Genomic DNA, 13,623 nt, shown 5'->3' with positions numbered 1-13,623 from the left:
ATGAGGCTGGATAGGGTGCTGGAAGAAGCCCGGGCCAAGGGCTATGCCCTGGAGGACAACGGCCTCGGCAACCTCTGGGTGGTGGTGCCCCGGGAGGCCTTCAAGGAGGAGATGGCCCACTACAAGGCCCTGGGCTTCAACTACCTGGCGGACATCGTGGGCCTGGACTACCTGGAATACCCGGACCCTCGCCCGGAGCGCTTTGCTGTGGTCTACGAGCTGGTTTCCCTGCCGGGGTGGCAGGATGGGGATGGGAGCCGGTTCTTCGTCCGGGTCTACGTGCCGGAAAAGGACCCCCGCCTCCCCACCGTCACCCACCTTTGGGGAAGCGCAAACTTTTTGGAAAGGGAGGTTTATGACCTCTTTGGCATCGTCTTTGAGGGGCACCCAGACCTGCGCAAGATCCTGACCCCGGAGGACCTCGAGGGCCACCCCCTGCGCAAGGACTTCCCCCTGGGGGAAACCCCCACCCTCTTCCGCGAGGGGAGGTTTATCGTGCCCAGCGAGTTCCGGGCCGCCCTCACCGGGAAAAACCCCGGCCTCACCCTATACCGGGGGGGTAGCCGCAAGGGATACCGGGCCCTTTGGGCCGATCTCACCAAGGCCAAGGAGGTCAAATGAAGGACTACCTGGACCTGGACCCAAGGGTGACGGAGGAGCCCAAAGAACTCCGCACCGAGGTGATGACCCTCAACGTGGGCCCCCAGCACCCCTCCACCCACGGGGTCTTGCGGGTGGTGGTGACCCTCTCGGGCGAAGAGGTGCTGGACCTGGTTCCCCACATCGGTTACCTCCACACCGGGTTTGAGAAGAACATGGAGAACCGGACGTATACGCAGGTGATCACGTATACGCCCCGGATGGACTACCTCCACTCCTTCGCCCACGACCTGGCCTACGCCCTGGCGGTGGAGAAGCTGGTGGGAGCGGTGGTGCCCCCAAGGGCCGAGACCATCCGCATCATCCTGAACGAGCTCTCCCGCCTGGCCAGCCACCTGGTCTTCCTGGGGACGGGCCTGCTGGACCTCGGAGCCCTTACCCCCTTCTTCTACGCCTTCCGCGAACGGGAAACCATCTTAGACCTCTTTGAGTGGGTCACGGGCCAGCGCTTCCACCACAACTACATCCGCATTGGCGGGGTCAAGGAGGACCTGCCCGAGGAGTTCGTGCCCGAGCTTAAAAAGCTTTTGCAGGTCCTTCCCCACCGTATCGACGAGTACGAGGCCCTTTTCGCAGAAAGCCCCATCTTTTACGAACGGGCCCGGGGGGTGGGGGTGATTCCCCCCGAGGTGGCCATCAACCTGGGCCTCACCGGGGGCTCCCTACGGGCCAGCGGGGTCAACTACGATGTGCGCAAGGCTTACCCGTATGGGGGTTACGACACCTACCAGTTCCAGGTGCCCCTAGGGGAACACGGGGACGTCTTTGACCGCATGCTCATCCGCATCCGGGAGATGCGGGAGTCGGTGAAGATCATCCAGCAAGCCCTGGAAAGGCTGGAGCCGGGGCCGGTGCGGGACCCGAACCCCCAGATCACCCCGCCCCCCAGGCACCTTTTGGAAACCTCCATGGAGGCGGTCATCTACCACTTCAAGCACTACACCGAGGGCTTCCACCCCCCCAAGGGGGAGGTGTATGTGCCCACGGAGTCCGCCCGGGGGGAGCTGGGGTATTACATCGTTTCCGACGGAGGCAGCATGCCCTACCGGGTCAAGGTGCGGGCCCCCAGCTTCGTGAACCTGCAAGCCCTCCCCTACGCCTGCAAAGGGGAGCAGGTGCCCGACATGGTGGCCATCATCGCCAGCCTGGACCCGGTGATGGGCGACGTGGACCGATAGGAGGGAAGGGAAGATGGGGTTCTTTGACGACAAGCAGGACTTCCTGGAGGAAACCTTTGCCAAGTACCCGCCGGAAGGGCGCCGCTCCGCCATCATGCCCCTTTTACGGCGGGTGCAACAGGAGGAGGGCTGGATCCGTCCCGAGCGCATAGAGGAGATCGCTCAGTTGGTGGGCACCACGGCCACGGAGGTCATGGGGGTGGCCAGCTTCTACTCCTACTACCAGTTTGTGCCCACGGGGCGCTACCACCTCCAGGTCTGCGCCACCTTGAGCTGCAAGCTGGCCGGGGCCGACGAGCTTTGGGACTACCTCACGGAAACCTTAGGCATCGGACCAGGGGAGGTAACCCCGGATGGCCTTTTTAGCGTGCAGAAGGTGGAGTGCCTGGGAAGCTGCCACACGGCTCCTGTGGTGCAGGTGAACGACGAGCCCTACGTGGAATGCGTGACCCGGGCCCGCCTCGAGGCCCTCCTCGAGGGGCTCAAAGCGGGCAAGCCCCTGGATGAAATCCCGCTTCCCGGCAGGTGCGGGCACCACGTGCACGAGGTGGAGGTATGACCGGGCCCATCCTTTCCGGACGCGACCCCCGCTTTGAACGGACCCTCTACGCCCACGTGGGCCGGGAGGGAAGCTGGACCCTGGACTACTACCTGAAGCACGGGGGGTACGAAACCGCCAAGCGGGTGCTTAAGGAGAAGACACCCGAGGAGGTTATTGAGGAGGTGAAGCGCTCTGGGCTTAGGGGCCGGGGCGGGGCAGGCTTCCCCACGGGGGTGAAGTGGAGCTTCATGCCCAAGGATGGGAGGCAGCATTACCTGATCTGCAACGCCGACGAGTCCGAGCCGGGAAGCTTTAAGGACCGGTACATCATGGAGGATGTCCCCCACCTGCTCCTCGAGGGCATGATCCTGGCGGGCTACGCCATAAGGGCCACGGTGGGGTACATCTACGTGCGGGGAGAGTACCGCAAGGCGGCGGACCGGCTGGAGGCCGCCATCCGGGAGGCCCGCGCCCGGGGCTACCTGGGGGATAACCTCTTCGGCACGGATTTTTCCTTTAACGTGCACGTGCACCGGGGAGCCGGGGCCTACATCTGCGGGGAGGAAACCGCCCTCATGAACTCCCTGGAGGGCCTGAGGGCCAACCCCCGCCTTAAGCCCCCCTTCCCCGCCCAGTCGGGGCTTTGGGGCAAGCCCACCACCATCAACAACGTGGAAACCCTGGCCGCGGTGGTGCCCATCCTGGAGCGGGGCGCCGACTGGTTCGCCAGCATGGGCACGGAGGGGTCTAAGGGGGTGAAGCTCTACCAGATCTCCGGGCCCGTGAGGCGGCCTGGGGTTTACGAACTCCCCATGGGCACCACCTTCCGGGAGCTCATCTACGATTGGGCGGGAGGGCCCTTGGAGCCCATCCAGGCCCTCATCCCCGGGGGGTCCTCCACCCCGCCTTTACCCTTCAGCGAGGAGGTGCTGGACACCCCCATGAGCTACGAGCACCTGCAGGCCAAGGGCTCCATGCTGGGCACCGGGGGCGTGATCCTCATACCGGAAAGGGTCAGCATGGTGGACGCCATGTGGAACGTGACCCGCTTTTACGCCCACGAGTCCTGCGGCAAGTGCACCCCCTGCCGGGAAGGGGTGGCGGGGTTCATGGTGAACCTTTTCGCCAAGATCGGCTCCGGGGAAGGGGAGGAGAAGGACGTGGAAAACCTGGAGGCCCTCCTGCCCCTCATCGAGGGCCGGAGCTTCTGCCCCCTGGCGGATGCGGCGGTGTGGCCGGTGAAAGGCTCCCTGAAGCACTTTAAGGACCAGTACCTGGCCCTGGTGCGGGAAAAGAGGCCTGTGCCCAGGGTGAACCTCTGGAGGTGAAGGTGGTTAAGGTCAAGGTCAACGACCGCATGGTGGAGGTGCCCCCGGGGACCAGCGTCATGGATGCGGTCTTCCATGCGGGGTACGACGTGCCCCTCTTCTGCTCGGAAAAGCACCTCTCCCCCATTGGGGCTTGCCGCATGTGCCTGGTGCGCATCGGCCTGCCCAAGAGGGGCCCGGATGGCAAGCCGGTGCTGAACGACAAAGGCGAGCCCGAGATCGCCTGGCAGCCCAAACTGGCGGCCAGCTGCGTTACCGCGGTGGCGGACGGGATGGTGGTGGACACCCTCTCGGAGGTGGTGCGGGAGGCCCAGGCGGGGATGGTGGAGTTCACCCTCCTCAACCACCCCTTAGACTGCCCCACCTGCGACAAGGGCGGGGCCTGTGAGCTCCAGGACCGCACGGTGGAGTACGGGCTTTACGAGAAGTATTACCAAAAGGACCCGCTGGCGCCACCCACCTATACCCGCTTTGAGTTCACCCGCCGCCACGTGGACAAACACCACCCCCTCTCCCCCTTTGTGGTGCTGGACCGGGAGCGGTGCATCCACTGCAAGCGCTGCGTGCGCTACTTTGAGGAGATTCCCGGGGATGAGGTCCTGGACTTCATCGAGCGGGGGATGCACACCTTCATCGGCACCATGGACTTTGGGCTTCCATCGGGGTTTTCCGGGAACATCACCGACATCTGCCCCGTGGGGGCCCTTCTGGACCTTACCGCCCGCTTCCGGGCCCGCAACTGGGAGATGGAGGAAACCCAAAGCCACTGCGCCCTGTGTAGCGTGGGGTGTGGCATCACCACGGACACCCGAAGCGGTGAACTTCTCAGGGTCCGGGCCCGGGAAGTGCCCGAGGTGAACGAGATCTGGCTTTGCGATGCCGGCCGGTTTGGGCACGAGTGGGCGGACGAAAACCGGATCCCCTACCCGCTGGTGCGCAAAGGGGGAAGGCTGGTGGAGGCCAGCTGGGAGGAGGCCTTCGCCGCCATGCGGGAGGGCCTTAGGGGGGCCAGGAAGGAGGAGGTGGGCCTTTACCTGCCCCACGACGCCACCCTCGAGGAGGGCCTCATGGCGGCGGAGCTGGCCCGGGTGCTAGGCACCCCCCACCTGGACTTCCAGGGCCGCACCGCCGCCCCAGCAAGCCTCTTTGTACCCGCCACCCTCGAGGACCTCCTAAGGGCCGACTTTGCCCTCGTCCTGGGGGACCCCACGGAGGAAGCCCCCATCCTCCACCTCCGCCTGAGCGAGTTCCTGCGGGACCTCAAGCCCGCCCCCAGGTTGGCCCACGGCACCCCCTTCGCCGACCTCGCCATCAAGGAGAGGATGCCCCGCCGCACCGACAAGCTGGCCCTCTTCGCCCCCTACCGGGTGCCCCTCATGAAGTGGGCCGGCATCGCCCAGGTCCACGCCCCGGGGGAGGAGCGGGAAATCCTCCTGGCCCTGCTCGGGGATAAGGAGGGAGGGGAGGCCGTGGCCCGGGCCAGGGAGGCCTGGGAGAAGGCCCAAAACCCCGTTCTCATCCTGGGGGCCGGGGTCTTGCAGGATACGGTGGCGGCGGAAAGGGCCAGGCTCCTTTCCGAGCGCAAGGGGGCTAAGGTGCTGGCCATGGCCCCGGCGGCGAATGCCCGGGGCCTGGAGGCCCTGGGGGTCTGGCCTGGGGAAAGAGGGGCCGCCTGGGACGAGCCCGGAAGCCCCTACGCCTACTACGGCTATGTGCCCCCGGAAGAGGCCCTAAGGGGTAAGCGCTTCCTCCTGATGCACCTAAGCCACCTCCACCCCCTGGCGGAGCGGTATGCGGACGTGGTCCTCCCCGCCCCCACCTTCTTTGAGAAGCGGGGCCAGGTGGTGAACCTGGAGGGCCGGGTCCTTTCCTTAAACCCCGCCCCCATCCAAAACGGCGAGGCGGAAGGGGCCTTGCAGGCCCTGGCCCTTCTTTCCGAGGCCCTGGGGGTGCGGCCCCCCTTCAGGCTTGGCCTCGAGGCGGAAAAGGCCCTTAAGGGCAAGGTGCCCCCTCCTTTGGGCCTCCTTGCCCACCGCACCAGGGAACTCCGGCCCAAGGCCCAGGAGGGAAGGCTTTACCTCAGGCCCACCATGTGGAAGGTCTGGCAGCTGGTGGGCAAGGTAAAGGAGGCCGTGCGCCCCGAGCTTTGGGTCCACCCGGAAACCGCCAAGGCCGAGGCCCTTTTGGAAGGGGCCTGGGTGGAGGTGGAAACCCCGCTGGGAAGCGTGCGGGCCCAGGTGGTCCACCGGGAGGACCTGGCTAAGGGCTTCCTTTATCTCTCCGCCATGGGTCCCTTTGCGGGGCGCAGGGTGGAGGCCAAGGTACTGGTTCCCACGGGAGGTGAGGCATGAACCCGTACCCCCTGGATCCCTACTGGATGGTGGCCCTAAAGGCCTTTTTGGTGGTGGTGGGCCTTCTCACCGCCTTCGCCTTCATGACCCTGATCGAACGCCGCCTCCTGGCCCGCTTCCAGATCCGCCTGGGCCCCAACCGGGTGGGGCCCTTGGGGCTCTTTCAGCCCATCGCCGATGCCATCAAGAGCATCTTCAAGGAAGACCTGGTGGTGGAGCGGGCGGACAAGGTGCTGTTTGTCCTGGCTCCTTTGATCGGGGTGGTCTTTGCCCTCTTGGCCTTCGGGGCCATCCCCTTCGGCCCTCCTGGGAGCTTCTTCGGCTACCAGCCCTGGGTCTTGAACCTGGACCTGGGCCTCCTCTACCTCTTCGCCGTGAGCGAGATGGCCATCTACGGCATCTTCCTGGCGGGTTGGGCCTCAGGGAGCAAGTATAGCCTCCTGGGCTCCTTGCGCTCCTCGGCCAGCCTGATCTCCTACGAGCTGGGCCTGGGTATCGCCCTCCTCTCCCCCGTGCTCCTGGTGGGAAGCCTCAACCTCAACGACATCGTGAACTGGCAAAAGGAACACGGTTGGCTGGCCCTTTACGCCTTCCCCGCCTTCCTTATCTACGGCATCGCCGCCTTGGCGGAAGCCGCCCGCACCCCCTTTGACCTGCCCGAGGCGGAGCAGGAGCTGGTGGGGGGGTACCACACGGAGTACAGCTCCATCAAGTGGGCCCTTTTCCAGATGACCGAGTACATCCACTTCATCACCGCCAGCGCCCTTATCCCCACCCTTTTCCTGGGGGGCTGGACCATGCCCTTCCTGGAAGTGCCCTACCTCTGGATGTTCCTCAAGATCGCCTTCTTCCTCTTCCTCTTCATCTGGATCCGGGCCACCTGGTTCCGGTTGCGCTACGATCAGCTTCTGCGCTTTGGCTGGGGCTTCCTCTTCCCGGTGGCCCTGGTCTGGTTCCTGGTGACCGCTTTGGTGGTGGCCCTGGACCTTCCCCGCTCCTACCTCCTCTACCTCTCCTTGGCCGCCTTCTTGGTCCTTCTGGGAGCGGTGATGTATAGCCCCAAACCCGCCCGCAAAGGAGGTGGCGCATGACCCTAAAGGCCCTGGCCCAGAGCCTCGGCATCACCCTTAAGTACCTGTTCTCCAAGCCGGTGACCGTTCCCTATCCCGACGCCCCCGTGGCCCTCAAGCCCCGCTTCCACGGCCGCCACGTGCTCACCCGCCACCCCAATGGCCTGGAAAAGTGCATCGGTTGCTCCTTGTGCGCCGCGGCCTGCCCCGCCTACGCCATCTACGTGGAGCCCGCGGAAAACGATCCGGAAAACCCGGTCTCAGCAGGGGAGCGCTATGCCAAGGTCTACGAGATCAACATGCTAAGGTGCATCTTCTGCGGGCTTTGCGAGGAGGCCTGCCCCACCGGGGCCATCGTGCTGGGCTACGACTTTGAAATGGCCGACTACGAGTACTCGGACCTCATCTACGGCAAGGAGGACATGCTGGTGGACGTGGTGGGCACCAAGCCCCAGCGCCGGGAGGCCAAGATCACCGGCAAGCCGGTGAAACCCGGCTACGTGGTTCCCTATGTCCGCCCCGAGTTGGAGGGGTTTAAGGCCCCCACGAAAGGAGGCGGAAAATGAGCCCCTGGGAAGCCTTGGCCCTTCTCCTGCTCCTCTTCTTTGGGGTCTTGGTGGTTACCTTGAAAAACGCCATCCACGCCGCCTTGGCCCTCATCGGGAACTTCCTCCTATTGGCTGGGCTTTACGTGGCCCTCGAGGCCCGCTTCCTGGGCTTCATCCAGATCATCGTCTACGCGGGGGCCATCGTGGTCCTCTTCCTCTTTGTCATCATGCTCCTCTACGCCGCCCAGGGGGAGGTGGGGTTTGACCCCTTGGTGCGAAGCCGTCCCTTGGCCCTGCTCCTCTCCTTGGGGGTGGCCCTGATCCTCCTTTCGGGGCTTTGGGGGCTGAACCTGGCCTTCACCAAGGACCTCCAAGGTGGCCTGCCCCAGGCCCTAGGGCCCCTCCTTTACGGGGACTGGCTCTTGGTGCTTTTGGCGGTGGGCTTCCTCCTCATGGCGGCCACGGTGGTGGCGGTGGCCCTGGTGCAACCGCAAAGGCCCTTGGATGCCCTAAGCCCTGAGGAGCGCAAAGAGGAAAAGGAGGTGGTGCGGTGAGTTACCTATTGGCCTCCGCCCTCCTTTTCGCCTTGGGGGTCTATGGGGTCTTGACCCGTAGGACCGCCATCCTGGTCTTCCTCTCCATCGAGCTCATGCTGAACGCCGCCAACCTCTCCCTGGTGGGCTTCGCCCGGGCCTACGGCCTGGAGGGCCAGGTGGCGGCCCTCATGGTGATCGCCATCGCCGCCGCCGAGGTGGCGGTGGGCCTTGGCCTCATCGTGGCCATCTTCCGCCAGCGGGAGAGCACCGCGGTGGACGACCTTTCGGAGCTTAGGGGGTGAAGATGCTTCTCCTGACCATCCTCCTTCCCCTCTTGGGCTTTGCCCTTTTGGGACTTTTCGGCAAGCGGATGAAAGAACCCCTACCCGGGGTGGTGGCCTCCCTATTGGTCCTGGCCTCCTTCCTGGTGGGGGTGGGCCTTCTCCTTTCGGGCGGGGCCCGGTATGAGGCGGAGTGGCTCCCGGGAATCCCCTTTAGCCTCCTTTTGGACAACCTCTCGGGCTTCATGCTCCTCATCGTGACCGGGGTGGGGTTTCTCATCCACGTCTACGCCATCGGCTACATGGGGGGGGACCCCGGCTACAGCCGCTTCTTCGCCTACTTCAACCTCTTCATCGCCATGATGCTCACCCTGGTCCTGGCCGACAGCTACCCGGTGATGTTCATCGGCTGGGAGGGGGTGGGATTGGCCAGCTTCCTCCTCATCGGCTTCTGGTATAAAAACGCCCAGTATGCGGACTCCGCCCGCAAGGCCTTCATCGTGAACCGCATCGGCGACCTGGGCTTCATGCTGGGCATGGCCATCCTGTGGGCCCTTTACGGCACCCTTTCCATCAGCGAACTCAAAGAAGCCCTGGAAGGCCCCCTGAAAAACCCCAGCCTGCTGGCCCTGGCAGGCCTTCTTCTCTTCCTGGGGGCGGTGGGGAAAAGCGCCCAGGTGCCCCTCATGGTCTGGCTTCCCGACGCCATGGCCGGCCCCACCCCGGTTTCCGCCCTGATCCACGCGGCCACCATGGTGACCGCCGGGGTCTACCTCATCGCCCGTAGCTCCTTCCTCTACGCCAACCTCCCCGACGTTTCCTACACCATCGCCGTCATCGGCCTCATCACCGCCCTTTACGGGGCCCTTTCCGCCTTTGGCCAGACCGATATCAAGAAGATCGTGGCCTACTCCACCATCAGCCAGCTGGGGTACATGTTCCTGGCCGCCGGGGTAGGGGCCTACTGGGTGGCCCTCTTCCACGTCTTCACCCACGCCTTCTTTAAGGCCCTCCTCTTCCTGGCCTCGGGGAGCGTGATCCACGCCTTGGGTGGGGAACAGGATGTGCGCAAGATGGGCGGCCTTTGGAAGCACCTGCCCCTAACCCGCTGGCACGGGCTCATCGGGGCCCTAGCCTTAGGGGGCCTGCCCCTCCTCTCGGGCTTCTGGTCCAAGGACGCCATCCTCACCGCCACCCTCACCTACCCCTTCGGCGGCCTGGGCTTCTACCTGGGAGCGCTTTCGGTGGCGGTCCTCACCGCCATGTACGCCATGCGTTGGTTCGTCCTGGTCTTCCTGGGAGAGGAGCGGGGGCACCACCACCCCCACGAGGCCCCTCCGGTGATGCTCTGGCCCAACCACCTTTTGGCCCTGGGCTCGGTGCTGGCCGGGTACCTGGCCCTGCCCCATCCCTTACCCAACCTCCTCGAGCCCTTCTTGAAGCCCACCCTGGCGGAGCTGGAGGCCCACCACCTCTCCTTGGGAGCGGAGTGGGGCCTCATTGCCCTCTCGGGGGTGGTGGCCCTCGCGGGGCTCTGGCTGGGCTACACCTTCTTCCAACGGAAAACCTTCCCCGCCTGGTACCTCACCTTTGAGGCCTGGAGCCGGGAAAGCTTCTATGCGGACCGGGTGTACAACGCCCTTTTGGTGAACCCCTTGAAGGCCCTGGCGGAGGCCCTCTTCTACGGGGACACCGGCCTCCTTCGCGGCTACTTCGGCCTGGGCGGGGCGGTGCGGAACCTGGGCCAAGGGATCGCCCGCTTGCAGACCGGCTACCTAAGGGTCTATGCCCTTCTTCTCGTGCTGGGCGCTTTGGTGCTACTGGGGGTGATGCGGTGGTAATCCTGGCGATTCTTTTACCCATTCTCTTGGGCGGCCTCCTCCTTTTGGGCCTTCCCCGCACCCTGGGGGTTTGGGGAGCGGGATTGGGCTTCCTCCTGAACCTCTACCTCTTCCTCACCCACCCAGGCGGGATGGCCCACGAGGTAACCCTTCCCCTTCTTCCCGGGGCCGGGGTCTACTGGGCCTTTGGGCTGGATGGGCTTAGCGCCCTATTCTTCCTCACCATAGGCCTTACCGTTTTCCTGGGGGCTTTGGTGGCCCAGGTGGAAGGCCGGTTTTTGGGCCTGGCCCTTCTCATGTCCGGCCTTCTCCTGGGGCTTTTCGCCGCCCGGGACCTTTTGGTCTTCTACCTGTTCTTTGAAGCGGCCCTGATCCCCGCCCTCCTCATGCTCCTCTTCTATGGCGGTGAGGGGCGGCTTAGGGCCCTCTACACCTTCCTCCTCTTCACCCTGGCGGGCTCCTTGCCCATGCTGGCCGCCATCCTGGCGGTGAAGGCCCTGGGGGAAAGCCAAAGCTTCCTCCTCGAGGACCTCCTGGCCCACCCGGTGGGGGGAAGCGCCGCCTTCTGGGTGTTTTTGGGCTTCGCCCTGGCCTTTGCCATCAAGACGCCCCTTTTCCCCCTGCACGCCTGGCTTCCCCTCTTCCACCAGGAAAACCATCCCTCGGGGCTGGCCGACGCCCTGGGCACCCTCTACAAGGTGGGGGTCTTCGCCTTCTTCCGCTTCGCCATCCCCTTAGCCCCGGAAGGCTTTGCGGAGCTTCAGGGGCTTCTCCTCTTCCTGGCGGCCATCTCCGCTCTCTACGGGGCCTGGGTGGCCTTCTCCGCCAAGGACTTCAAGACCCTTTTAGCCTACGCCGGGGTTTCCCACATGGGGGTAGCGGCCTTGGGGGTCTTCTCCGGCACCCCGGAAGGGGCCATGGGGGGGCTTTACCTGCTGGCGGCGAGCGGCGTCTACACGGGGGGGCTTTTCCTCCTGGCGGGCAGGCTTTACGAAAGGCTTCACACCTTGGAGCTGGGGCGCTTCCGGGGCCTGGCGGAAAGCGCCCCCGGCCTGAGCGCCCTGGCCCTCTTCCTCTTCCTGGCCATGGTGGGGCTTCCCGGGCTTTCCGGCTTTCCGGGAGAGCTTATGACCCTCCTTGGGGCCTACAAGGCCAGCCCCTGGCTCACCGCCCTTGCCTTCCTCTCGGTGATCGCCGGGGCCGCCTACGCCCTCACCGCCTTCCAGAAGGTCTTCTGGGAGGAGGGTCAAAGGGGAGCGGAGGACCTTAAGGGAGCGGAATGGCCCTTCGCCTTCCTGGCGGTGGCCGCCTTGGTCCTCATGGGCGTCTTCCCCGGGTTCTTCGTAAAGAGCCTTGAGCCTCTGGCGGAGGCCTTCGCCAAGATCCTTGGAGGTGGCGCATGACCCTTTTGGTGCTCACCCTCTTCTCCGTGGCCCTTACCCTTTTGGGCTTCTTCGTTTCCGTACCCCTTTTCAAGCGCCTCACCATCCTGGGGCTCTCCTTGGCCCTTCTTTCCCTCCTTCTCACCTGGGGAAGGCCCTTCGCCCTTGGCCCCTACCAGGTGGACGGCATCGCCCAGGTCTTCACCCTGCTCGCCCTTTTGGGAGCCCTCTGGACCGTGGGGCTGGTGCGCACCCGGCGGTTTGAGTTCTACCTCCTGGTCCTCTACGCCGCCTTGGGGATGCACCTTCTCGCCTCCACCAAAAACCTCATCCTGATGCTGGTGGCCCTCGAGGCCCTCTCCCTCCCCCTCTACGCCCTGGCCACCTGGCGGCGGGGGGAGGGCCTCGAGGCGGCCCTGAAATACTTCCTCCTGGGGGCCTTGGCGGCCGCCTTCTTCCTCTACGGCACCGCCCTCCACTACGGGGCCACGGGAAGCCTCCTGGCGGGAACCCCAGGGGAGGGTCCCCTTTACGCCCTGGCCCTGGGCCTCCTCCTGGTGGGGCTGGGCTTCAAGGTGGCCTTGGCTCCCTTCCACTTCTGGACCCCCGACGTCTACCAGGGTAGCCCCACCCCGGTGGTGCTCTTCATGGCCACGGGGGTGAAGGCGGCCGCCTTTGCCGCCCTGCTGAGGGTGGCCGCGCCGGGCGTCCCCGACGCCCTGACCCTCCTCATCGTCCTTTCCGTGATCCTGGGGAACCTGGCCGCCCTGGGCCAGAAGGAGGCCAAGCGGCTTTTGGCCTACAGTTCCATCGCCCATGCGGGGTACATGGCCTTGGCGCTTTACACGGGGAACGCCCAAGCCCTGGGCTTTTACCTCCTCACCTATGTGCTGGCCTCGGGGCTGGCCTTCGCCGTGCTCTCGGAGGTCTCCCCCGACCGGGTGCCCCTGGAGAGGATCAAGGGCCTCTTCCACCAGGACCCTCTCCTGGGCCTGGCCCTTTTTGTGTCCTCCCTCTCCCTCCTAGGCCTGCCCCCCCTGGCGGGCTTTTGGGGCAAGTACCTGGTCTTCAGCGAAGCGGCCAAGGCAGGCCAGTGGGGGCTATTGGTGCTGGCCCTCCTCACCAGCGCGGTGAGCGCCTACTACTATCTGGCCTTGGGCTTGGCCGTGTTTCAGAAGGGTGCGGCCGAGGCCCACCCCCGTCCCTTGGCCCGGAGCGTGGCCCTGGGGGTGGCGCTTATCCTCATCCTGCTAGGCCTCATCCCCGGAGCCGTTCTCCCCGCCCTTGCCGCAGGCTAAGCCCGTGGCCTTCTTTCGGGCCCTGGGGTAGAGGTATCCCGGGGCCCGGGATTTTTCCCCACACCCGGTTTACACTCAAGGCATGGAGGACCCCCTGGCCCATCTACCGCGGGAGCTTTTGCAGAAGGATCCCCTGGGGTACGTGGCCCGGGGGGCCCAGGCCTTGCCCAAGCACCTCCGGGGGGCATGGCTCCTTGGGGTGGTAAGCGGCTTCCTCTGGCCGGAGGCCCCGCCACCCAAGGACCTTTCCGCCTTTTTCCGCCGGAGCGAGGGGGCCTGGCGGGAGGCGGAGGCGTACTTCCTGGAAACGGGGCTGGACTTCCCGGTGCTGGTGAGCCAGTGGGCCAAGGAGGCCCTGGACCCCCTCCTCCACCGCAAAAAGGAACCTCCCTGGGAAAGCCTCACCCTGGCCTTCCACGGCGGGCAGAGGCTGGGGCGGTATCTGCGGAACCGGGTTAAGGGTTAACTACCAGCCGCACCACCCGCCACCCTAACCCCTGGCGCTCCATGACCAGACCGGTTTGCGGGTCATTCCTGTGATAAATACCTTCGTTTGCTACCTTAAAGCTCCACCCCAGCCATTTGCAGCAGGACATAGCTGCGGATGAG

Annotated in this window: 13 protein-coding genes; all 13 read left to right on the top strand. The window is 65.3% G+C overall.

Going from position 1 to position 13,623, the window contains the following annotated elements; all coding sequences use genetic code 11:
• The 13 genes from DK874_RS09690 (at position 1) to DK874_RS09630 (ending at position 13,480) form a co-directional block, all read left to right on the top strand.
• The gene (locus tag DK874_RS09690) at positions 1-621 is read left to right on the top strand and encodes an NADH-quinone oxidoreductase subunit C (RefSeq protein ID WP_114313822.1); all 621 of its coding nucleotides are present in this window, start codon (positions 1-3) and stop codon (positions 619-621) included.
• A complete protein-coding gene (nuoD, locus tag DK874_RS09685) occupies positions 618-1,838 on the top strand; it encodes an NADH dehydrogenase (quinone) subunit D (RefSeq protein ID WP_114313821.1) in 1,221 nt (406 codons plus the stop codon). Before DK874_RS09690 ends, nuoD begins: the two co-directional genes overlap by 4 nt.
• 13 nt (positions 1,839-1,851) lie before the next feature.
• Complete coding sequence (gene nuoE, locus DK874_RS09680) at positions 1,852-2,397, top strand: NADH-quinone oxidoreductase subunit NuoE (protein ID WP_114313820.1); 546 nt, start codon at positions 1,852-1,854, stop codon at positions 2,395-2,397.
• Positions 2,394-3,707 carry an NADH-quinone oxidoreductase subunit NuoF gene (gene nuoF / locus DK874_RS09675; protein WP_114313819.1) on the top strand — a complete coding sequence of 438 codons (1,314 nt, stop codon included), beginning with the start codon at positions 2,394-2,396 and terminating at the stop codon, positions 3,705-3,707. Before nuoE ends, nuoF begins: the two co-directional genes overlap by 4 nt.
• A gap of 2 nt (positions 3,708-3,709) precedes the next feature.
• The gene (gene nuoG, locus DK874_RS09670; RefSeq protein ID WP_114313861.1) at positions 3,710-6,058 is read left to right on the top strand and encodes an NADH-quinone oxidoreductase subunit NuoG; all 2,349 of its coding nucleotides are present in this window, start codon (positions 3,710-3,712) and stop codon (positions 6,056-6,058) included.
• Positions 6,055-7,149 (top strand): NADH-quinone oxidoreductase subunit NuoH, encoded by a 1,095-nt coding sequence (gene nuoH / locus DK874_RS09665; RefSeq protein ID WP_114313818.1) that lies wholly within the window; start codon positions 6,055-6,057, stop codon positions 7,147-7,149. Before nuoG ends, nuoH begins: the two co-directional genes overlap by 4 nt.
• Positions 7,146-7,694 (top strand): NADH-quinone oxidoreductase subunit NuoI, encoded by a 549-nt coding sequence (nuoI, locus tag DK874_RS09660; RefSeq protein WP_114313817.1) that lies wholly within the window; start codon positions 7,146-7,148, stop codon positions 7,692-7,694. Before nuoH ends, nuoI begins: the two co-directional genes overlap by 4 nt.
• Complete coding sequence (locus DK874_RS09655; protein ID WP_114313816.1) at positions 7,691-8,230, top strand: NADH-quinone oxidoreductase subunit J family protein; 540 nt, start codon at positions 7,691-7,693, stop codon at positions 8,228-8,230. The genes nuoI and DK874_RS09655 overlap by 4 nt, the downstream gene beginning before the upstream one ends.
• Complete coding sequence (gene nuoK / locus DK874_RS09650) at positions 8,227-8,514, top strand: NADH-quinone oxidoreductase subunit NuoK (protein WP_114313815.1); 288 nt, start codon at positions 8,227-8,229, stop codon at positions 8,512-8,514. The genes DK874_RS09655 and nuoK overlap by 4 nt, the downstream gene beginning before the upstream one ends.
• A gap of 2 nt (positions 8,515-8,516) precedes the next feature.
• Positions 8,517-10,334, top strand: coding sequence for an NADH-quinone oxidoreductase subunit L (gene nuoL / locus DK874_RS09645; protein WP_114313814.1), 1,818 nt, complete (start codon positions 8,517-8,519; stop codon positions 10,332-10,334).
• Positions 10,328-11,737 (top strand): complex I subunit 4 family protein, encoded by a 1,410-nt coding sequence (locus tag DK874_RS09640; protein ID WP_114313813.1) that lies wholly within the window; start codon positions 10,328-10,330, stop codon positions 11,735-11,737. The genes nuoL and DK874_RS09640 overlap by 7 nt, the downstream gene beginning before the upstream one ends.
• The gene (locus DK874_RS09635; protein ID WP_114313812.1) at positions 11,734-13,014 is read left to right on the top strand and encodes an NADH-quinone oxidoreductase subunit N; all 1,281 of its coding nucleotides are present in this window, start codon (positions 11,734-11,736) and stop codon (positions 13,012-13,014) included. The genes DK874_RS09640 and DK874_RS09635 overlap by 4 nt, the downstream gene beginning before the upstream one ends.
• A gap of 82 nt (positions 13,015-13,096) precedes the next feature.
• Positions 13,097-13,480: a hypothetical protein gene (locus DK874_RS09630; RefSeq protein ID WP_114313811.1), complete on the top strand. Its 384-nt coding sequence runs from the start codon at positions 13,097-13,099 to the stop codon at positions 13,478-13,480.
• Positions 13,481-13,623: the final 143 nt, after the last annotated feature.

The sequence above is a fragment of the Thermus caldifontis genome (assembly GCF_003336745.1).
Classification (GTDB): Bacteria; Deinococcota; Deinococci; order Deinococcales; family Thermaceae; genus Thermus; species Thermus caldifontis.
This window is presented reverse-complemented; position numbering and strand designations above follow the sequence as displayed.